Genomic DNA, 19,425 nt, shown 5'->3' on the forward strand with positions numbered 1-19,425 from the left:
AACACATGGCACAAACACGGCACGAGGCAGCAATTGCGGAGGCCGTGGCGCAGCAGGAACACGTGATCGCGAACCTGTCCGGCGCCTATGAATTTGGGTGGCACGATACCGATACCGCCGGGGCGCACGCGCGCCGCGGCCTGGATGAGGGCGTGGTGCGCGCGATTAGCGCGGCGAAAAATGAACCGGAATGGATGCTCAAGCGGCGCCTACGTGCCCTGCGCCTCTTTGAGAAACGCCCCATGCCCACCTGGGGAGCCGATCTTTCCGGTATCAACTTCGATGACTTCAAATACTTCGTGCGGGCCACCGACCGCCAGGTCACCGATTGGAATGACCTCCCCCCGGAAATCAAAAACACCTACGACCGGCTCGGCATCCCCGAAGCTGAAAAAGAACGCCTGGTGGCCGGGGTGGCCGCCCAGTACGAATCCGAGGTGGTGTACAACTCCATTCGTGCGGACCTGGAAGAACAGGGCGTTATTTTCGTAGATACCGATACCGCCCTGCGCGAGCATGAGGACCTAGTGCACGAATACTTCGGCACTGTAATCCCGGCCGGGGATAATAAATTCGCCTCCCTCAATACCGCGGTGTGGTCGGGTGGTTCCTTCATTTACGTGCCGAAGAACGTGCACGTGGATATTCCCTTGCAGGCGTACTTCCGTATCAATACCCAGGCGATGGGCCAGTTCGAACGCACCCTCATTATTTGTGACGAGGGCTCCTACGTGCATTACGTGGAAGGCTGCACCGCCCCGATCTACTCCGAGGATTCCCTCCACGCCGCCATCGTGGAAATCATCGTGAAGAAGAATGCCCACTGCCGCTACACCACCATCCAGAACTGGTCGAATAACGTGCTCAACCTCGTGACCCAGCGCGCCACCGTGGCCGAAGGCGCCACGATGGAATGGGTGGATGGCAATATCGGCTCGCGCCTGAATATGAAGTACCCGGCCTGCGTGCTCCTGGGCGAACACGCCCACGGGGAAGCGCTCTCCGCCGCTTTCTCCGGCCCGGGCCAGCATCAGGATACCGGCGCGAAAATGCAGCACCTGGCTCCGAATACCACTTCTTCGATTGTTTCTAAGTCAATTTCGCGCGGGGGTGGGCGCTCCTCCTACCGCGGCCTCGTGCAGGTCTCGGAAGATGCCCGCGGCTCGAAGTCCAATGTGGTCTGCGATGCGCTGCTCGTTGATGATATTTCCCGCACCGATACCTATCCCTACGTGGATGTGCGTACGGACGATGTTGAAATGGGGCACGAGGCCACCGTGACGAAGGTGAGCGAAGAACAGCTCTTCTACCTCATGCAGCGCGGCCTGTCCGAACAAGAGGCCATGGGGATGATCGTGCGTGGCTTCGTGGAGCCCATCGCCCGCGAACTGCCCATGGAATACGCACTTGAACTTAATCGTCTTATTGATCTGCAAATGGAAGGGAGTGTGGGCTAATGGTCAGTACTGATCATTCCCAGGCGGTGCTGGCAGACGAAGGATTCCATACCGCGCACGCCGACCGCTCGGACCGTTTCGCCTCCTTCAACCCGGAGGAGTTCCCGATTCCGCGCGGAACCGGGGAGGAAGAAGACTGGCGTTTCACGCCGATGGACCGGGTTGCCCCGTTCATTCACGATGCCGAGGGCGCACGCGATGCCACCGTGACCGCCACCGTGGTAGGTGGGGCGCGTGTGGAAGAAGTGGACCGTAGCGATCCGCGCCTGGGCACGGTAGGGAAACCCGATGACCGCGCGGCCGCCCTCGCCTGGTCGGCTTTCCAGCATGCGCATATCGTGACTCTTGACGGAAGCGAGCACGCGGACGTCGTCGCCATTATTAACGGGGAAGGGAAACTGAGCGTTGCCCACACCCTCATCACCGCGGCCCCGGAGGCCAGCGGCACCGTGGTGCTTGAGCACACCGGCAGCGGTAACCTCACCGAAACCGTGGAAATTGAGGTGGGGGCGCACGCGGATCTCACTGTCGTTTCTGTGCAGGAACAAGAACGCTGCGCGTCCCAGCATTCCGCCCAGCGCATCCGGGTAGGTGAAGGCGCCAAATTCCGGCATATCGTGGTGACGATCGGCGGGGACCTCATCCGCATGACCACCGCGTGCGAGCTGGAAGGGGAGCGTTCTGATACCGAACTGCTGGGGGCTTATATCACCGAAAGCCACCAGCATCACGAACATCGGATTTTCGTGGATCACGTGGCTCCGCATTGCAAATCCCGGGCCACCTACAAGGGCGCGCTCCAGGGCGATGAGGCGCATTCGGTGTGGATTGGCGACGTTCTTATCCGCGCTCAGGCCGCCCAGACCGATACGTATGAACTCAACCGCAACCTGGTGCTCACCGAGGGAGCCAAGGCCGATTCGGTGCCCAATCTGGAGATTCTCACCGGGGATATTGCCGGGGCGGGGCACGCCTCAGCCACCGGGCGCTTTGATGATGAGCAGCTTTTCTACCTCATGGCTCGCGGCATTCCCGCGGATGTGGCGCGCCGCCTGGTGGTGCGCGGTTTCTTCGCGGAGTTGGTGGAGCAGATCGAAGTGGATTCGGTGCGCACCAAGCTCATGGATGCCATTGAACGTGAACTCGATTTGGCTGATGCCGGAAATGGGGAGGAGGCATGAGCTGGCAGCAGGTGTGTACCACCGCGGATCTTGAGCCGGAAAGCGCTCTGAGTGTGGAAGTCCGCGCTGCTAGCGGCGCCGTCGTACCCGTATGTATCGCACGCGACTGCCATGGAACCTGGCACGCCGTGGGCGATATCTGCACCCATGAAGACGTTAACCTCAGCGACGGCGAAGTTTTTGATACCACAATCGAATGCCCCAAACACGGGGCGGAATTCGACCTGTGTTCCGGGCGTGCCCTCACGCTCCCGGCGGTCACACCCGTGCCCGTCTACCCCTTGACCTGCGATAACGACGGCCGCGTTTTTATTGACGTGGACACAACACCTGAGGAGAAGTAATGGCTACTCTCGATATTATTGATCTGCACGCCTCGGTCATCACCCCCGAAGGCCCCAAACCGATTCTGCACGGCGTGAACCTGCATATTGGCGATAATGAAATCCACGCGATTATGGGTCCGAACGGCTCGGGTAAATCGACCACGGCCTACGCGCTGGCCGGGCATCCCTCCTATGAAATCACTTCCGGGCAGGTGCTCCTCGACGGCGTGGATATTACCGATATGACCGCCGATGAGCGCGCCCGCGAGGGGCTTTTCCTCGCCATGCAGTACCCGGTGGAAGTGCCCGGCGTTTCCGTCTCGAATTTCTTGCGGACCGCGAAAACCGCGATTGACGGGGAAGCTCCCAAGCTGCGCGAATGGTCCCAGGCATTGCGCAAGGTCACGGAAAAACTGCGAGTGGATGCCGATTTCATTAAGCGTGATCTCAACGTGGGCTTCTCCGGCGGTGAAAAGAAACGCACCGAAGTGCTCCAGATGGAATTGCTGGAACCCAAGATCGCCGTGTTGGACGAAACGGATTCCGGGCTGGACGTGGACGCGCTGCGCGTGGTCTCCGAAGGCATCGTGGACGTGCATGAACGCACCGGTAATTCGCTGCTGCTCATCACCCACTACAACCGGATTTTGCAGTACGTCAAACCCGATTACGTTCACGTTTTCGCCGGCGGCAAGATTGTGCGCACCGGCGGGCCGGATCTGGCCAGCGAACTGGAAGCCTCCGGGTACGACAGCTACATCGAAGCGGAGGCGAAGTAGGTGAACGCCGTGCGCCCGCTGGTGGTGCGGGATGATTTCCCGATTCTGGCCCGGCCGATGCGCGGGGGTCAGGCCTTCGTGTACCTAGATTCTGGGGCGACGGCGCAGCGTCCGCGCGCCGTTCTAGACGCGATGGTGGATTTTGATACGCGCTCCAACGGGGCGGTCAAACGCGGCAGCCACCTGCTCGCGGAGGAATCCACCGTGGCCTACGAAGAGGCCCGCGCGAAAGTGGCGGCTTTCATCGGGGCGGCGCCCCAGGAAATTGTGTGGACCAGCGGGAGCACGCAGTCCCTCAACCTCCTTGCTTACGCGATCTCAAATGCTACGGCGGGGCGCGGTTGGGGGAATGCGGATCGTTTCCTGCTGCGCGCCGGTGACGAGATCGTGGTCACCCGTGCCGAGCATCACGCGAATCTGCTGCCCTGGCAGGAATTGTGTGAGCGCACCGGGGCCCGCCTCACGTGGCTTGATCTGGATAGCGAGGGCCGGATTGACCCGGCCACTCTCGCGGTCATCGGGCGGCGCACCCGTATCGTTGCTTTTACGCATGTCTCGAACGTGACCGGGGCGGTCTCCCCGGTGGCGCAGATCGTGGAGGCGGCCCACGCGGTGGGTGCTTTTACGGTGCTTGACGCCTGCCAATCCGTGCCGCATCTGCCGGTGAACGTGCGGGAACTCGACGTGGATTTCGCGGCGTTTTCGGGCCATAAAATGTACGGGCCCACCGGGGTGGGGGCGCTGTACGGGCGCGAAGAACTCCTCGCGGACCTGCCGCCCTACCAATTCGGCGGCTCGATGATCGAACGGGTCACGATGGAAAAAACGCGCTACGCGCGCCCGCCGGCCCGTTTCGAGGCGGGAAGCCAGCCGGTCACCCAGATCGTCGGGCTCGCGCGAGCGGTGGATTACCTCAGCGCCATCGGCATGGAGAACGTGGCGCGCTACGAAGATGAACTGACCGCCCAGCTGCTTTCCGGGCTCGCGCAGATCCCGGGGATTCGGGTGCTCGGCCCGAGCGAGGGCACCGGACGTACCGGGATCGCGGCTTTTACCGTGGACGGCGTGCACCCCCATGACGTGGGGCAATTCTTGGATGCGCGCGGTATTGCGGTGCGGGTGGGCCACCATTGCGCCCAGCCGATTCACGATTTCTTCGGGGTGCCCGCCTCGGTGCGCGCCTCCGTGGGAATCTACACAACAAGCTCGGATATTGACGCGTTTCTTGATGCGTTGAGCCAGGTCCGCGGCTATTTCCGGGTGGAAGGATACATAAGTTGAGCGAACTTGATGAGCTCTACCAGCAGATTATTCTCGATGCGGCGCGCGAACGCCACGGGGAAGGTGAGTTGGCGCCGGTGGCGGCTGGCGCCGTCGTACCACAAGGGGAGTCCACCCAGGTCAATCCCATGTGCGGGGATGAGGTGACCCTCGAGGTGCGCCTCTCTTCGGATGGAGAGAAGATAGCCGAGCTCGCCTGGCAGGGGCAGGGCTGTTCCATTTCCCAGGCTTCGATTTCCATTATGAATGACCTGGTGGCCGGGCACTCCATCGAGAACCTCACCACCCTCTACGGTTATTTCCGCGAGATGATGGACAGCCGCGGGGCGGAGCTTTCAGATACCGCCGCGGACGCCCTGGAAGACGCCGCCGCTTTCCACGGGGTAGCCCGCTTCCCCATGCGCATTAAATGCGCCCTGCTCGGCTGGATGGCGGTCCGCGAAGCAACCGACGAAGCCCTCCACCGCCTCAACACACCCGGCGCGGACGCGAGCAATTCAGTGGAAGCTAAGAATTCCGCGGGCGCCACGTCGCCCCAGATGAAGGAGACCCCGGAACAATGACGGAGAAGAACGAAACAACCCCGCCCGCGCCCGAGGCCACTGCTTTCGAAGCCACCGCGCCCGCAGCGGAAACCGCGTCTGCGGCAAGCGTGGAAACAGCGTCTGCGGCAAGCGTGCCGGAAACTACCGCTGCAGCAAACGCACCGGAAGCACCTGCGCCGGCAGCGGATGAACGGATCGGCGAAGTGGTCTACACCGATGGTGATAGTCCGATAGACGACGTCGATCCCTACCTCGTCCTCGAGGCGATGAAAGACGTTATCGATCCAGAGCTCGGCGTCAATATTGTCGATCTTGGCCTCGTCTACGGCGTGACCACGAACGGCCGCCACCTCCACCTCGATATGACCCTCACCTCGCCGGCCTGCCCCCTCACGGACGCGATCACCGATGGCATTATTATCGCCACGGAAGATCTTGTGGACGACGTGGATATCAACTGGGTGTGGCTACCGCCGTGGGGCCCGGAACGCATTACCGAAGACGGCCGCGATGACCTGCGCGCCCTCGGTTTCAATATTTAGTACGACGACGCACGTGCGCCCAGAAAACTCTGGGCGCACGCCGCACTTCCGCCAGCGCCTCTTTAGCGCCAGGTATTGCAGGCGTTGAAATCGCCTGTTTCGTAGCCGGTTGTTAGTGCATCCATACGCTGGGCAGATGACCCGTGGGAGAACTTTTCCGGATTGACATCCATGCCGGCGCTTTCTTGGATATGGTCATCGCCAATCGCGGCAGCGGCATCAATCGCGCTGGCGAGCTGATCACGGGTGGGAACTTTGAGAATCGGGATCCCGCTGGCCGGATCAACGGTGCTGGCGGCGTGATGCAGCCAGAGGCCAGCGTAGCAATCAGCCTGCAATTCCGAGCGCACCTGCGAAGAATCCGGGCCGGTATCGCGCGGATCGACGCGCTCGAATACCCCGGTGAGATTCTGAATATGATGCCCGAATTCGTGGCCGACCACATAGGCCTGAACCAGGGTGGTGTTCTCCGCCCCGAAATTAGCTTCCAGTTCATCGAAGAACGTGGTGTCAAGGTAGACGGTTCCATCGGCGGGGCAGTAGAAAGGGCCCACCTGACTGGAGGCATTCCCACAGCCGGTGCTCACCCCTTCAGAAAAGAGCGCGAAGCCAGGAAGGTCATAGCGGGTGCGCGTCGCGCGGGGCAGTTCCTTTTCCCAAAATGCATCGAGGGATTGGGCCACCGCCACCATAAAACACTCGGTGGAAGCATTGGCATCCGCACCGGTACGGCACTTCTCCGCGAAATCGGAGGTGGTGGATTGCTGGGCGGAGCTGCCCTGAGGGGAGGTGCCCTGGGTGATAGCAGCCGGCGGGGGAGTGCCGGTGACCATGTACCAGACCAGGGCGATAATAATTCCGGTGAGCCCCATGCCGCCGCCAATCATGGCACCGCGTCCGCGTCCGCGATTTTGTACTCTCGCCCCGTCGAGGCGCACGCCGTCGTTAACACTCATGGCTTCGAGCCTACCCTCCCGGCCCGGACCCCGCGGCCCTTTTCCGTTAATACCGCGCGATAGCGTACCCGAGGGGAAGCGCCGCCACGATCACGCAGATGAGGCAGGCGAGGAAGCTCCATCCGGCCACCTTGCGGAAGCGCAGCTGCCCGGGAGTGGCACGCTGTTCGCGCGAGAGCGTGACGGCGGTGAGGACTAGGCCCGCCACCGCGCCCAGCCAGGCGAGGAGTTGAACGAGCAGCCGGCCGTGCCCGAGGAATACGCAGGCCGCAGCGCACACGGATATCACCACGGGCAGCACATAAGCGCCGTGGGTTTCCGGATGCTCGCCGGGATCCGGTTCGGGTGCTGAAGATGGTGTTGACACCTCTCCATTGTCCCGCGTGCACGCCTCGGGCACCAGTGGCGCGCTGCCGTGACACCACCTGCAAGCCGAGGCCCATCGGCGGCACAGGCGACCTGACCAGCGCACGCCAGCGGCACACTACCGTGACGGCCAATGCGGCCCGCACGCGATTTTCTCGGTAAAGTAGGCCCTTGTGATTACGGCTTCTGATCTCACGATTCGCATCGGTACGCGTGAACTTGTCCAGCACGCCAGTTTTCAGGTCCACAAGGGTATGCGCGTGGGCTTGGTGGGGCGCAATGGCGCGGGCAAAACCACGATGACCCGCCTGCTGGCGGGCGAAGGCACCACCTCGGATGCCGTTGATTACGAAGGAACCCTGCACCGCAGCGGCACCATCGCCTACCTCCCGCAAGATACTCACGATGGGGACCCGAACCAGATTGCCCGGGATCGTATCCTGGAGGCCCGCGGGATTGACGCCACGATCCGCCGCATCCGCAAGGCGGAAAAGGATATGGCCGAATGCACCGGCACCCGCCAGCAAAAAGCTATGGAACGCTACGTGCGCCTGGATCAAGAGTTCACCGCGGCCGGGGGCTGGGGCGCCAATGCCCAGGCTTCCCAAATGGCCGCGGCTCTGGGCCTGGACGAACGCATCCTCAACCAGCCGCTGGGGACTCTCTCGGGTGGGCAGCGCCGCCGCGTCGATCTGGCGCGGGTGCTTTTTTCCCAGGCAGATACGCTACTTCTGGACGAACCGACCAACCACCTCGACCACGATTCTCTCCTGTGGTTGCGCGATTACCTCGCGAATTATTCGGGTGGTTTCGTGGTGATTTCCCACTCGGTGGATCTGCTGGAAGAAACGGTGACGGCGGTATGGCATTTGGATGCCAACCGGGCGGCCCTCGACCAGTACGCGATGGGCTGGTCGGCCTACCTCAAGCAGCGCGAAACCGATGAGCGCCGGCGCCGGCAGATGCGCGCCAATGCCGAAAAGAAAGCGGATCATTTGCTGGCGCAGGCTAATAAGATGCGCGCGAAGGCCACGAAGGCGGTTGCCGCTCAGAATATGGCGAAACGCGCGGAGAAGCTTCTTGAGGGATTGGAAGAAGAACGCGCGGACGACAAAGTGGCAGCGCTACGTTTCCCCGAGCCGGCCCCCTGCGGGAAAACACCGCTGCGGGCCCGGGGCCTGTCGAAATCCTACGGTTCGCTGGAGGTGTTCACCGGCGTTGACCTGGCGATTGACCGCGGTTCGCGCGTCGTCGTTCTTGGTCTCAACGGCGCGGGCAAAACCACGCTGTTGCGTTTACTGTACGGAACGGAAACCCCGGATACCGGTGAAGTTCTCCCCGGGCACGGCCTCAAACTGGGCTATTACGCGCAGGAACACGATTTTATCGATACGGATAAAACTGTGGTTGATAATTTGCGTTACGTCGCCCCGGAGTTCGACGAAACAGGCTTACGTACCGTGCTCGGTTCCTTTTTGTTTTCGGGTGACGACGCCGATAAGCCCGCCCGCGTCCTCTCCGGCGGTGAAAAGACCCGCCTGGCTTTGGCCATGCTGGTGGTTTCGCGCGCCAATGTGCTGTTGCTGGACGAACCAACCAATAATCTTGACCCGGCCTCCCGGGAGAAAATCCTTGGCGCCCTGGGCAAGTACGAAGGCGCCGTCGTGCTGGTCACGCATGATGAAGGTGCCGTGACCGCGCTCAATCCCGAGCGTGTGCTTCTCCTCCCGGACGGGGACGAAGATTTGTGGAGCGACGACTATCTGGAGTTGGTGTCCCTCGCCTAGCGCGGGTGTGCCCGGTACCGGAAAACCGATACCGGGCACACATACTAGCCTGAAGCTAGGCAGGCGGTGCAACCACTGAATAACTCAGGCGCACAACCGCTTAGCGGCGCACCACCGCATTCTTGGGAACCACAACCACGCCGCCTTCCGAGACGTAGAAACCGCGTTCGCGGTCGTAATCGTGATTGACACCCAGCTGCGCGCCTTCTTCAATCTGGACATTCTTATCCACGATGGCACGAATAACGGTGGCATTGCGGCCTACGTTGACGCCGTCGAGCAGCACCGATTCACGCACCGAGGACCAGGAATTCACCCGCACCCCGGGGGAGAGCACCGATCCGATCACTTCGCCACCGGAGACGATAACACCGGGGGAAACAATGGAATCCAGGGCGTGCCCGAGGCGTTCGTGATGCCCGTATACGAATTTTGCGGGCGGCAGCCCGGTGTAGCCGGTCAGGATCGGCCAGCGCTCGTTGTACAGGTTGAAATCCGGGGTAACGGAAATAAGATCCATATTCGCCGCGTAGTAGGCGTCAATAGTACCCACGTCACGCCAGTAGTCCTTATCCCGTTCACCTTCACCGGGGATACGGTTATAGGTGAAATCGTAGACGCCGCAATTACCGGCTTCCACGAACCGCGGAACAATGCTGCCACCCATATCATGGGCGGAACTGGGATCCGCGGCATCATTCTGGAGGGCCTCAACCAGCGCGTCAGTATTGAAAATGTAATTGCCCATGGAGGCCAGGAACTGATCCGGGGCTTCTTCCAGGCCCAAACCGCTTGTATCCTGCGGCTTTTCCAGGAAACGGGAAACCTTCTGGTGGTTCTCCGCATCCACATCAATAACACCGAAGGAGGGGGCCAGTTCCAGCGGCTGGCGAATACCGGCAATGGTTAGGTCAAAACCGGATTCCACATGCTGGTCCATCATCTGGGAGAAGTCCATGCGGTAGATATTGTCTGCTCCGGTTACGAGCACAACATCGGGCCGTTCATCATCGATGACGTTCATGGACTGGTAAATGGCATCCGCACTACCGGAGAACCACCCCTTGCCGCGCCGCTGCTGGGCGGGAACCGGGGCCACATAATTGCCCAAGAGGTTGGACATACGCCAGGTTCTCGTAATATGACGATCCAGCGAATGCGACTTGTACTGGGTAAGCACGATGATCTGGAGGTATCCAGAATTCACGATGTTACTCAGCGCGAAGTCGATCAGCCGGTAAATGCCCCCGAAAGGAACCGCGGGTTTCGCTCGATCTTCAGTGAGCGGCATTAAACGCTTGCCTTCGCCTCCCGCAAGGACGATGGCCAGAACGCGTAAATCTCTCCTCATGACTACAGCGTACCGTAAAACGTGAAGTTGAACACCCGCTTCCGGAAGGTAGGTGGACAAGTCGGGCGCCGGTCCACGCTGTGGATAAATGGGGCCCGCGGCTGTGTTTCCGGGGGTGGTGGGTTACCCTTGAGGTAGTACGCTCGCATGATCCGCTTCGTGGGGAAGCGGACGGCGGCGAAGAAGCCGGAGGCAACCATGCGCATTGATTTACTTACTCGCGAATACCCCCCGCATGTGTACGGAGGAGCGGGAGTTCACGTGACCGAGCTCTCCCGTGTGCTCGCCCAGCATGCTGATATTCACGTGCGTGCTTTTGATGGTCCGCGCGCACCTTCTGAGAACAAAGACGTTCCCGCGGGCGTATCGCTGGAAGGCTATGACTACCTCAAGGAACTTGAGGGCGCGAACGCTGCCGTGCGCACCATGGGTGTTGATCTCAATATGGTCACGGATGTGGAAGGTGCGGATCTGGTGCATTCCCACACCTGGTACGCGAATTTCGCCGGGCATATCGCTTCGATTCTTTACGGTATTCCGCATGTGATTTCCGCGCATTCCCTGGAACCGTTGCGCCCGTGGAAACGCGAACAGCTCGGGGGCGGCTACCAGCTGAGCTCCTGGGTGGAAAAAACCGCGTACGAATCCGCGGCCGGAATCGTGGCGGTATCGCACGCGATGCGCTCCGATATTTTGCGCTGCTACCCGAATATTGCGCCCGAGCGGGTGCGGGTGATTCATAACGGTATTGATTTGACTACCTGGAAGGCTCCGGAAAGCAGCGCGGAAAAAGAAGATGCCCGCCGGTATTTCGCCAGCTACGGTCTGGATCCGGATCGCCCCACCATTATGTTCGTTGGGCGCATTACCCGCCAGAAGGGCGTGCCGGGGCTGCTGCGCGCGCTGCGCCAGGTAGATAAGGGCGTGCAGGTAGTGCTGTGCGCCGGGGCTCCCGATACTCCCGAAATCTTGGAGGAAACAAAGGCGCTGGTGGCGAAGCTGCAGGCCGAACGCGAAGGCGTGGTCTGGATTGACGATATGCTCAGCCAGGATCGCATCGTCGCCCTGGAATCGTGCTGCACCACCTTTGTCACCCCCTCCATTTATGAGCCGCTCGGCATTGTTAACCTGGAGGCGATGGCGGTGGGGCTTCCGGTGGTCGGCACCGAAACCGGGGGAATTCCCGATTGCATCGTGCACGGAACCACCGGGCTGCTCGTTCCTATCGAACAGGCTCAGGACGGCACCGGCACCCCGCTCAACCCCGAGCAATTCGAGGCAGATCTGGCCGCGGCTCTCAACGAGGTGTGCTCCGATCAGGAGCGAGCCGCGCAGATGGGCCTGGCCGGCCGGCGCCGGGTGGAGGACCACTTCTCCTGGGAAGCTATCGGCGAAAAAACCATGGAGTTCTACCGCGAACTCGTGGATAACTATCCGCGGCGCTAACCGGTTATGTCGTAGCGGCACGCTATTCTAGAACCATGGGTGACGTGCTGTCTTTGAAAGATGTATCGCTGCGCCGCGGGGCTACGGAAATCCTCCGCTCGGTATCCTGGGATGTTAATTCCGGGGAACGCTGGGTGATTTTCGGGCCCAACGGTGCCGGGAAAACCACGCTCATACAGGTGGCCGCCGCGCGGCTCTTCCCCAGTTCGGGAAGCGTTGAGCTCATGGGCGAACGCCTCGGCACGGTGGACGTGCGGGAGCTGCGCAGCGCCGTGGGCGTAACCTCAGCCGGGATTGATGCCCGCATCCCCGGGGGTGAAACCGTTTTCCAAGCGGTGCGCACCGCCGCCTACGGGCACCTGGCCGCCTGGAATGAGGAGTACGACGCCGCAGATGACGCCCGCGCCCGCGCTATGTTGCGCAGGCTCGGTTTACGGGACCTCGAGGATCGTAAAGTTGCGCACCTATCTTCCGGGGAACGTAAACGCTTAGGGATCGCGCGGGCCCTCATGCCCAATCCGGAAGTCCTTATTCTGGATGAACCGACCTCGGGCCTGGATCTGGGTGGGCGCGAACGCCTGCTGGCCACCCTCTCGCGGCTGGCCGGAGCGGCGTACGCCCCGGCGATGCTGCTGGTTACCCACCACGTGGAGGAAATCCCGGTCGGCTTTACCCATATGCTGCTCCTCAAAGCGGGCGGTGTGGTGGCGGCCGGGCCGCTAGCGGAAGTTCTGACTTCCGCGCAGCTCTCACAGGCATTTGATTATCCACTCCGGGTGGAAGAAAACGCGGGCCGGTATACCGCGCGCGCTGCCCGCTAGGGGAATCTGGCGCTCGGTATATCCGTAGCCCGGGCTATTTCGCGGGCGGAATAGCCCGATATTCCGCGCTCAGTAGATTTTCCGCTCGGTATATCCGAGGCGCAGGGTGTCCGGTAGCATGGCACCAGAGGACGAAGAGGCCCGGAGCCGGAAAACCGGCTGGGTGGAACTCTCAGGAAAGGGAGAACAATGACGTGGCAAATTTGGGTCATCGCCGGGTTGGCACTCGCAATTGTTGAGATGTTTACCCTCGATTTCACTTTCCTTATGCTGGGGCTAGCTGCCCTGGCCACCGCGGGAGTGGCCTTGGGAACAGACATCCTGTGGATCCAGATCATCGCATACGGAATTTTCGCTCTGATCCTCTTGTTTTTCGCCCGTCCCTGGGCGCGCCGCCACATCAACCCGCGCGGCGCTGCCGTCGGCAATGTGGAGGCGCAGGTGGGTCGGCGTGCTTACGCACTCACGGAGATTACCGAGCGCGGCGGGCGCGTGAAAATTGGCGGAGATGAATGGACTGCACGCACTACCGAGGGGCGCATCCCGGAGGGCGGCGTCGTACTTGTGCAAGCAATTGACGGTGCCACCGCAATCGTGACCCCGGAATCATAAGTTTTATCTGCTTCACGTACCACCGAAAAGTCACCGAGGCCGCCTAGCGGCACAAAGGAAAAATCATGGATGCTGATATCAACGCGAGCACGGTTATTGGCGTGCTCCTGCTCTTACTCCTTCTCCTTGTGGTGGTGGCGGTGTTCCGTTCCGTCATCAAGGTGCAGCAAGGCTACCAGGTGGTTGTGGAACGCCTGGGCCGCTACCATTCCGTGCTGCAACCGGGGCTGCATTTCCTGGTGCCGTTCTTCGACGCGGTACGCCAGCGCATCGATATGCGTGAGCAAGTGGTGCCTTTCCCGCCCCAGCCGGTTATTACCTCCGATAACATCAACGTCTCCATTGACACGGTTATCTACTACCAGGTGACAAACGCGTATTCCGCAACCTACGAAATTGCCGACCCGATGACCGGTATTGAGCAGCTGGCCGTCACCACCTTGCGTAACATCATCGGCACCATGGATATGGAACAGGCCCTGACCGGCCGTGACCGTATTAACGACCAGCTTCGCAGCGTGCTGGACGATGCCACCGGGCGTTGGGGTATTCGCGTGTCCCGCGTGGAACTCAAGGCGATTGACCCGCCGGCTACCGTTCAGGGCGCGATGGAACAGCAGATGAAGGCCGAACGTGACCGCCGCGCCGCGATTCTCACCGCGGAAGGTATCAAGCAGTCCCAGATTTTGACCGCTGAAGGTGAAAAGCAATCGGCTATTCTCAAGGCTGAAGGTCAAGCTCAGGCAACCGTCCTCAAGGCCCAGGGTGAATCCCGCGCTATTCTTCAGGTCTTCGACGCGATCCACAAGGGCAATGCCGATCCGAAGCTGCTCTCCTACGAATACATTAAGACGCTGCCGCAGATCGCCAATTCGCAGTCCTCGAAGCTGTGGATTGTTCCTACCGAGCTCACCGCCGCGCTCGACGCGGTGCAGAAGGGCTTCGGCGGGGGCCGCAGCGGCGGGGGAGATGACGCCAGCCCGGCCGGACCCACCGGGGTCGATTTTGAGAACGCGGCCGATGTGGCTGATGTTCTCAAGGAAACCACCCTCCCCGATATTGATTCGGCGCTGGCCGATGCGCGCGGGGAAGCCAATCGCGCTGTTGATGATGCGCGCGGTTCCGTTTCCGATCCCAACCAGATCCCGAAGAACTAAGCGAAAAAACAAGCTCACCGGCGTGTGGAATCACCGAGCTTGATATCGATAAGTGGCCGGGGCCGCCCGCTGTACACAACGCGCGGGGCGGCCCCGGTCATTTGTATCCGATACCGGCGTGGTGGCACGCTTGCTATGTGTTGATTTACCTCGATAACGTTGCCGCTCCCGAACTTGATGATTATTTCCGGCTTACCGATGTGCACCTGCGCCGCTTACTCGAACCCGAGCGCGGGGTGTATATGGCCGAATCAACGAAAGTTATTGAGCGGGCTTTGCAGGCCGGCCACCAGCCGCGTTCCTTCCTCACCTCCCCGCGCTGGCTCCCGGATTTGCAAGCCTGCTTGGAGCGCTGCGGCTGGGAAGTGGACGGAGCGGCGGCACCCATCTACGTGGGTACCGATGAGATGCTCCAGGCAGTAACCGGCTTCAAAGTCCATCGGGGCGCCCTGGCCGCGATGCACCGCCCGGAATTGGCCGATGTGGCAACGCTGCTAGCGCAGGCACGCGAGGGGCGGGGCGCGCGGCGCGTCGTCGTTCTAGAAGGACTGGTGGACCACACAAACGTGGGCGCTATTTTCCGTTCCTGCGCCGGGCTCGGGGTCGATGCGGTGCTGGTGACCGATACGTGCGCCGATCCGCTGTATCGACGCTCGGTGCGGGTGTCCATGGGGACCGTGTTTCAGGTGCCGTGGACGCGGATTCACGAGTGGCCGCGCAGTATCGAAAAATTGCACGGTCTTGGTTTCATTACGGCCGCTTTAGCGTTGGAGGACGACGCCGAAACTCTGGACGATTTCGCGAACCGCGCTGATGTGCTCGCCCCGGATTCGCGGGTCGCGCTTATTCTCGGAACAGAAGGGGACGGCCTGAGCGCGCGCACCGTCGCGAGCGCGGGTACCCGGGTCATTATTCCCATGGCCGGGCACGTGGATTCCCTCAATGTGGCCGCGGCGAGCGCGGTGGCTTGCTGGGCGCTGCGCACCCGCGACTGAGGGGGAGTGAAGGGGGAGTGGGCCGGAAGGGAAGCGGGACTGCTGTGATAGTGGCTCGGGATTGTGCGGGATTGTCGCGAAACTAAGGGAAGCGTGGAGCTAAAGGAAACGCAGAACTGAGGGAAGCCGAGCGCAACAAAACGGCAGGTAGAGCAGGCCCTTGAGAAAATAATTACTGTTAATGCCGGGTATACCCGGTGGAAAGAAGGTGCTACGCACGACGAAAGTGGAAGGGTGCAGGACAGTTCCCAAATTGATTCGCTCGTCGCGTGGCGCTTGGCGAAAACAGTACGTGACCGGCGTGAAAGCCTGGGAATGTCGCAAGAAGATCTCGCTTTGCGCGCCAATCTCAATCGCACCACGTTGCAATCGTTAGAAAGTGGGCGTTCCGATCATAAAACCGGAAAGCCGTCGAATCCGCAGCTACGCACGCTGCTCCAATTGGCGCGGGCGCTGGAGATGTCCGCCGGGGAACTCCTCGGCGAAGCTGAGCGCCTCTACGATCAGGCGCTTCGCGAAGAAGGCTTATAGCTAGTCCTATGGTGCTGTAGCGCGGCGGGAGGGGTATTGCCCGGATGCGGGCAGCCGCTAGCTTGGGGCCGTGTGCGGCGTGCGCTTAATGTGCGCGTGGGCAGCTGGTTGAGGCGTGCCCGGAAAATTCTTAGGAAAATTGGGCGGCGCCGGGGTATCCGAGCTGGCGCCAGGCTTCGTACACGGCGATGGATGCCGCATTCGCAAGATTAAGAGACCGCAGGTGGGGGAGCATCGGTATGCGCACCGCCGCGGTAATACGTTCGTGGGCGACGACGCGCGCGGGCAACCCGGTTGGTTCAGGCCCGAAAAGGAGATAGTCCTCGGGCTGGTAGGAGACTTCGGCGAAGTTATTTTGGGTATGACCGGTAAAAGCAAAGATGCGAGCATCGGGCGCGCTGGTGAGAAACTCCTCAAAATTCGGGTGAATAACGAGGTTGGCAAGGTCATGGTAATCCAAGCCGGCGCGTTTGAGATGGGCGTCAGAAAAATCAAAACCGAGGGGCTCAATCAGGTGCAAAGTAGCACCGGTACACGCCGCTAGGCGAATGGCCGCGCCGGTATTACCGGGAATGCGCGGCTCAAAGAAAACAATATGAAGCACCCGTCCAGGGTACTCGCCCAAGAATTTCGCGCGCGATTTTTGTGTCGTATCCCTTCGGTAGAGTAAAGCCGTACCGTAAAATCGAACATGCGTTCTAATGTGTTGTGTGGGGGTGCTATGGGTGCGCAGAAATTAGCTGCCGCGCGGGCCGCGCTTGCCCGTGCGGAATCCGCGGTGGGATTAGCCGGCTCGCAACCGCAGGTACAACCGCAGTCGGGCGGGAATAGCTGGGATCTCCCACCGGAACTTTCTCCACTTTTCCCGCGGGGTCTAGCCCCGGGGATGACGCTCGGAGTTAGCGGTTCGCGCATTGCGCTGGCTCTGGTGGCCTCCCTGGTAAGCGCACAAGGTGCGTGGTGCATCTATCTGGGCGTGCCTGATATGGGCTGGGAAGCCTGCGCTGGTTTAGGCAGTGATCTCAATCGGATTGTTACTATTCCCTACCTCCCTCCGGCTCGGAGCGGGGCGGCGCTTTCGGCCGCTATCGATCTTTTTGACGTGGTGATTGTGGGGAGCGCGCTGCGCCTAGATACGCGGGAACAGCGCCGGCTCGCGCAGCGGGCCCGTAACCGGGAAACTCTGCTTATTGCGGAAAATTGGCAGGTGCGGGATCGGGTGAATGCACGCTATGAATCGGTGACGGGCCCGGCTAGTGGAAGCGGGCATATCGCGCATATCACCGTGGAACTCCGCTCCGCGCATGGCGTGCGCCTGCGGATTGCGTGGGATGCTACCGGCTGGCATCCGGCTGCGGGCTTGCGGGCGGTGCCATCTGCACGCGAAGCTACTCCAGCTTTGAATGAGGCCGCTCCGGCTTTGAATGAGGTCGCCCCGGGTATGCACGGCGTCGCTTCGCGCCGCGCGGCGCCCGCGCGCCGGATCCCGGGTGACCAGGCTCCCGGAACCGGGCTTCGTTTGGTACCGGTTACCGATGCGCGGGGGAGGTGCGGGGAATAATGCGTCAGGCAACAGTCTGGGTTCCTCACTGGCCCATTATCGCAGCCGAAATGGCGGGGATCGTGAGCAGAGAAAATCCCGTCGCGGCCGTGGAACACCACCGGGTGGCCAGCCTCAATATCTGGGCCTGGCAGAAAGGCGCCCGGGTTGATATGCCCACCCGGCAACTGCAATCTCTCGTACCGCAATGCACCGTTATTCAACGTGACGGGGCGCGTGAGCTACGTTTCTTCGACCCGGTGCTGCGCGCTATCTCCAATCGAGTGGCGCGCTTCTCGATGCTGGAACCGGGAGTGGTTATCTTTTCAGCCGCGGGCCCGGCGCGCACCGCAGGCGGAGAAGAACGCCTATGCGAAAGCATCGTGGGGGATATCGTTGATGCCGCCGGGTGTGAAGCCCGGGTTGGAATCGCAGAAGGAACCCTTCCTAGCCTGTGGGCGGCGCGCACCTCGCGCATTATCGCTCCGGGCGCCTCCGAACAAGCATTGGCCAGCCAACCAATCTCGCTTTTCCTTCTTGCCGCAACGTCAGCAACCCGCCCCGCGCTCCGCGATTGCGTGGAACTACTTCATGATCTGGGTATCACCACTATCGCGGATGTTATCGGGCTGGGGCAGCGTTCTCTCGTCACGCGTTTCGGGAATATCGGGCAATATATGTGGGATCTGGCCACAGCGCGCACCCTGCCCGCACATGAAGCAACCCCGGATACCCGTGATATATCTGTGGTAGCTACCTTTGATCCGCCCCTGAGCCACGCGGAACACGCGGTTTTTGCCGCGCGTAATCTCGCCGGGCAACTAGAAACAAAAATGCGTGCCGGTGCAGCTGGCTCCGCACGCCTGGATATCCGGGCGGGAGCCGCCTCCGGAGAAGTAATGACACGCAGCTGGCACCTCGAACTTCTCACCCAAGAAGATGTGGTGGATCGGGTGCGGTGGCAAATTTCCGCCTGGATAGCACAGCCGCATGATGCCAGCGAAGCTCCAGCGGAAACCCGCGGAGGTATTACCCAATTAGAACTGATAGCCCGGGATATTACTCCCGCGGGCAACCACCCGGCGCCCCTCTGGGGTACGCGCACCACCAGCGATGCGGCAGCGGCGCGCGGGGCTCACCGCCTCCAAAGCCTTCTCGGTGAAGAATACGTGCGGGTACCCCGCCGGGTGGGTGGGCGCCTCCCCGAAGAAGATATACAAGAAATCCCCTGGGGCCAGGCGGTAGATACCTCCCGGGCTGGGCTTCCCTGGCCGGGCCGGTTGCCCGAACCCGCCCCGGTACAGTTCCTACGCACTCCCTATCCGGTGGCGGTGCTATGTACCTGTGGGCAGCCACTCGCTATTGCTGCAACTACCGCATTGCACTGCCCGGGGGAGTGCCAGCGGCCATATCCGGCTACTATCCGAGCGGCTTCCCGCACCGGCGCGGCTTCCCTCATCGGTGCGGCTTTGCCCGCAAGGCACGCTGCCTCATCAGCGGGCCATGCTGCCTCACTCGCGGGCCCTGCCTCATCAGCGGGCAGCGCCGGGCCTTCCACCGCATCACTCCGCGCGCTTTTCGGCGTGGAAGATTCCCTCACGGTACTCGACTACGCCGGCCCCTGGGTGAGCGAACAACGCTGGTGGGCGCGCCCCACCCGGCGTGCCTATATCCAAGCGGTCACCACCACCGGGGCGGTACTTCTCTATAGAGAACAGGAGCGCTGGTACCTTGCTGCCAGCTACATCTAGC

General features: G+C 61.4%; 20 protein-coding genes. 16 read left to right on the forward strand and 4 right to left on the reverse strand.

Features of this window, described 5'->3' with window-relative positions; genetic code table 11:
* Nucleotides 1-5: 5 nt before the first annotated feature.
* The 7 genes from sufB to ACRQHG_RS08210 are packed head-to-tail and all read left to right on the forward strand — an operon-like array spanning nt 6 to nt 6,111.
* A complete protein-coding gene (gene sufB, locus ACRQHG_RS08180) occupies nt 6-1,457 on the forward strand; it encodes a Fe-S cluster assembly protein SufB (protein WP_435713585.1) in 1,452 nt (483 codons plus the stop codon).
* Nucleotides 1,457-2,638: a Fe-S cluster assembly protein SufD gene (gene sufD, locus ACRQHG_RS08185; protein WP_435713584.1), complete on the forward strand. Its 1,182-nt coding sequence runs from the start codon at nt 1,457-1,459 to the stop codon at nt 2,636-2,638. The genes sufB and sufD overlap by 1 nt, the downstream gene beginning before the upstream one ends.
* On the forward strand, nt 2,635-2,982 hold the full coding sequence (locus ACRQHG_RS08190) for a Rieske (2Fe-2S) protein (RefSeq protein WP_026429292.1): 348 nt from the start codon (nt 2,635-2,637) through the stop codon (nt 2,980-2,982). Before sufD ends, ACRQHG_RS08190 begins: the two co-directional genes overlap by 4 nt.
* Nucleotides 2,982-3,743 carry a Fe-S cluster assembly ATPase SufC gene (sufC, locus tag ACRQHG_RS08195; protein WP_016442707.1) on the forward strand — a complete coding sequence of 254 codons (762 nt, stop codon included), beginning with the start codon at nt 2,982-2,984 and terminating at the stop codon, nt 3,741-3,743. Before ACRQHG_RS08190 ends, sufC begins: the two co-directional genes overlap by 1 nt.
* Nucleotides 3,744-5,024, forward strand: a complete 1,281-nt coding sequence (locus tag ACRQHG_RS08200) for an aminotransferase class V-fold PLP-dependent enzyme (RefSeq protein ID WP_435713583.1) — start codon at nt 3,744-3,746, stop codon at nt 5,022-5,024.
* The gene (gene sufU / locus ACRQHG_RS08205; protein ID WP_435713582.1) at nt 5,021-5,587 is read left to right on the forward strand and encodes a Fe-S cluster assembly sulfur transfer protein SufU; all 567 of its coding nucleotides are present in this window, start codon (nt 5,021-5,023) and stop codon (nt 5,585-5,587) included. Before ACRQHG_RS08200 ends, sufU begins: the two co-directional genes overlap by 4 nt.
* The gene (locus ACRQHG_RS08210) at nt 5,584-6,111 is read left to right on the forward strand and encodes a metal-sulfur cluster assembly factor (RefSeq protein WP_435713581.1); all 528 of its coding nucleotides are present in this window, start codon (nt 5,584-5,586) and stop codon (nt 6,109-6,111) included. The genes sufU and ACRQHG_RS08210 overlap by 4 nt, the downstream gene beginning before the upstream one ends.
* Before the next feature lie 62 nt (nt 6,112-6,173).
* Here ACRQHG_RS08210 and ypfJ read toward each other — a convergent pair whose 3' ends face one another.
* Nucleotides 6,174-7,067: a KPN_02809 family neutral zinc metallopeptidase gene (ypfJ, locus tag ACRQHG_RS08215; protein WP_435713580.1), complete on the reverse strand. Its 894-nt coding sequence runs from the start codon at nt 7,065-7,067 to the stop codon at nt 6,174-6,176.
* Nucleotides 7,068-7,113: 46 nt separating this feature from the next.
* A complete protein-coding gene (locus ACRQHG_RS08220) occupies nt 7,114-7,434 on the reverse strand; it encodes a hypothetical protein (protein WP_284890151.1) in 321 nt (106 codons plus the stop codon).
* Nucleotides 7,435-7,606: 172 nt separating this feature from the next.
* On the opposite strand from ACRQHG_RS08220, the gene ACRQHG_RS08225 reads away from it, so the two are divergent.
* A complete protein-coding gene (locus ACRQHG_RS08225; RefSeq protein ID WP_435713579.1) occupies nt 7,607-9,220 on the forward strand; it encodes an ABC-F family ATP-binding cassette domain-containing protein in 1,614 nt (537 codons plus the stop codon).
* A 100-nt stretch (nt 9,221-9,320) separates the two neighbouring features.
* On the opposite strand, the gene glgC is transcribed toward ACRQHG_RS08225, so the two are convergent.
* A complete protein-coding gene (gene glgC / locus ACRQHG_RS08230; RefSeq protein ID WP_035277237.1) occupies nt 9,321-10,571 on the reverse strand; it encodes a glucose-1-phosphate adenylyltransferase in 1,251 nt (416 codons plus the stop codon).
* A 198-nt stretch (nt 10,572-10,769) separates the two neighbouring features.
* On the opposite strand from glgC, the gene glgA reads away from it, so the two are divergent.
* The 6 genes from glgA to ACRQHG_RS08260 all read left to right on the forward strand — a co-directional run bounded on the left by glgA (nt 10,770) and on the right by ACRQHG_RS08260 (nt 16,133).
* Nucleotides 10,770-12,017, forward strand: coding sequence for a glycogen synthase (gene glgA, locus ACRQHG_RS08235; protein ID WP_435713597.1), 1,248 nt, complete (start codon nt 10,770-10,772; stop codon nt 12,015-12,017).
* Nucleotides 12,018-12,052: 35 nt separating this feature from the next.
* Nucleotides 12,053-12,838 carry an ABC transporter ATP-binding protein gene (locus tag ACRQHG_RS08240; RefSeq protein WP_435713578.1) on the forward strand — a complete coding sequence of 262 codons (786 nt, stop codon included), beginning with the start codon at nt 12,053-12,055 and terminating at the stop codon, nt 12,836-12,838.
* Between the two features lie 189 nt (nt 12,839-13,027).
* Nucleotides 13,028-13,450, forward strand: coding sequence for an NfeD family protein (locus ACRQHG_RS08245; protein WP_435713577.1), 423 nt, complete (start codon nt 13,028-13,030; stop codon nt 13,448-13,450).
* Between the two features lie 65 nt (nt 13,451-13,515).
* Nucleotides 13,516-14,607 (forward strand): SPFH domain-containing protein, encoded by a 1,092-nt coding sequence (locus ACRQHG_RS08250; RefSeq protein WP_435713576.1) that lies wholly within the window; start codon nt 13,516-13,518, stop codon nt 14,605-14,607.
* Nucleotides 14,608-14,744: 137 nt separating this feature from the next.
* Nucleotides 14,745-15,602, forward strand: a complete 858-nt coding sequence (locus ACRQHG_RS08255; protein ID WP_435713575.1) for a TrmH family RNA methyltransferase — start codon at nt 14,745-14,747, stop codon at nt 15,600-15,602.
* A 234-nt stretch (nt 15,603-15,836) separates the two neighbouring features.
* Nucleotides 15,837-16,133 carry a helix-turn-helix transcriptional regulator gene (locus ACRQHG_RS08260; protein WP_051278575.1) on the forward strand — a complete coding sequence of 99 codons (297 nt, stop codon included), beginning with the start codon at nt 15,837-15,839 and terminating at the stop codon, nt 16,131-16,133.
* Between the two features lie 130 nt (nt 16,134-16,263).
* Here the strand turns inward: ACRQHG_RS08260 and ACRQHG_RS08265 are convergent, their stop codons facing one another.
* On the reverse strand, nt 16,264-16,737 hold the full coding sequence (locus tag ACRQHG_RS08265) for a tRNA (cytidine(34)-2'-O)-methyltransferase (protein ID WP_026429304.1): 474 nt from the start codon (nt 16,735-16,737) through the stop codon (nt 16,264-16,266).
* Between the two features lie 87 nt (nt 16,738-16,824).
* Here ACRQHG_RS08265 and imuA' point away from each other — a divergent pair, with 87 nt between their 5' ends.
* Together imuA' and ACRQHG_RS08275 are read left to right on the forward strand one after the other, a co-directional pair.
* Nucleotides 16,825-17,694 (forward strand): DnaE2-dependent mutagenesis accessory factor ImuA', encoded by an 870-nt coding sequence (imuA', locus tag ACRQHG_RS08270; protein ID WP_435713574.1) that lies wholly within the window; start codon nt 16,825-16,827, stop codon nt 17,692-17,694.
* Nucleotides 17,694-19,424: a Y-family DNA polymerase gene (locus ACRQHG_RS08275; RefSeq protein WP_435719923.1), complete on the forward strand. Its 1,731-nt coding sequence runs from the start codon at nt 17,694-17,696 to the stop codon at nt 19,422-19,424. Before imuA' ends, ACRQHG_RS08275 begins: the two co-directional genes overlap by 1 nt.
* Nucleotide 19,425 lies beyond the last annotated feature (1 nt).

It is taken from the genome of Actinotignum vesiculae, from assembly GCF_051267215.1.
In the GTDB taxonomy this organism is placed as follows: Bacteria; Actinomycetota; Actinomycetes; order Actinomycetales; family Actinomycetaceae; genus Actinotignum; species Actinotignum schaalii.

What these genes read in the sequence shown, in the direction of transcription:
- ACRQHG_RS08250 (WP_435713576.1), top strand. Translation starts at nt 13,516, where the DNA reads ATGGATGCTGATATCAACGCGAGCACGGTTATTGGCGTGCTCCTGCTC.
- sufC (WP_016442707.1), top strand. Translation starts at nt 2,982, where the DNA reads ATGGCTACTCTCGATATTATTGATCTGCACGCCTCGGTCATCACCCCC.
- ACRQHG_RS08240 (WP_435713578.1), top strand. Translation starts at nt 12,053, where the DNA reads ATGGGTGACGTGCTGTCTTTGAAAGATGTATCGCTGCGCCGCGGGGCT.
- ypfJ (WP_435713580.1), bottom strand. Translation starts at nt 7,067, where the DNA reads ATGAGTGTTAACGACGGCGTGCGCCTCGACGGGGCGAGAGTACAAAAT.
- ACRQHG_RS08275 (WP_435719923.1), top strand. Translation starts at nt 17,694, where the DNA reads ATGCGTCAGGCAACAGTCTGGGTTCCTCACTGGCCCATTATCGCAGCC.
- imuA' (WP_435713574.1), top strand. Translation starts at nt 16,825, where the DNA reads ATGCGTTCTAATGTGTTGTGTGGGGGTGCTATGGGTGCGCAGAAATTA.
- ACRQHG_RS08190 (WP_026429292.1), top strand. Translation starts at nt 2,635, where the DNA reads ATGAGCTGGCAGCAGGTGTGTACCACCGCGGATCTTGAGCCGGAAAGC.
- sufD (WP_435713584.1), top strand. Translation starts at nt 1,457, where the DNA reads ATGGTCAGTACTGATCATTCCCAGGCGGTGCTGGCAGACGAAGGATTC.
- ACRQHG_RS08245 (WP_435713577.1), top strand. Translation starts at nt 13,028, where the DNA reads ATGACGTGGCAAATTTGGGTCATCGCCGGGTTGGCACTCGCAATTGTT.
- sufB (WP_435713585.1), top strand. Translation starts at nt 6, where the DNA reads ATGGCACAAACACGGCACGAGGCAGCAATTGCGGAGGCCGTGGCGCAG.
- ACRQHG_RS08210 (WP_435713581.1), top strand. Translation starts at nt 5,584, where the DNA reads ATGACGGAGAAGAACGAAACAACCCCGCCCGCGCCCGAGGCCACTGCT.
- glgA (WP_435713597.1), top strand. Translation starts at nt 10,770, where the DNA reads ATGCGCATTGATTTACTTACTCGCGAATACCCCCCGCATGTGTACGGA.
- glgC (WP_035277237.1), bottom strand. Translation starts at nt 10,571, where the DNA reads ATGAGGAGAGATTTACGCGTTCTGGCCATCGTCCTTGCGGGAGGCGAA.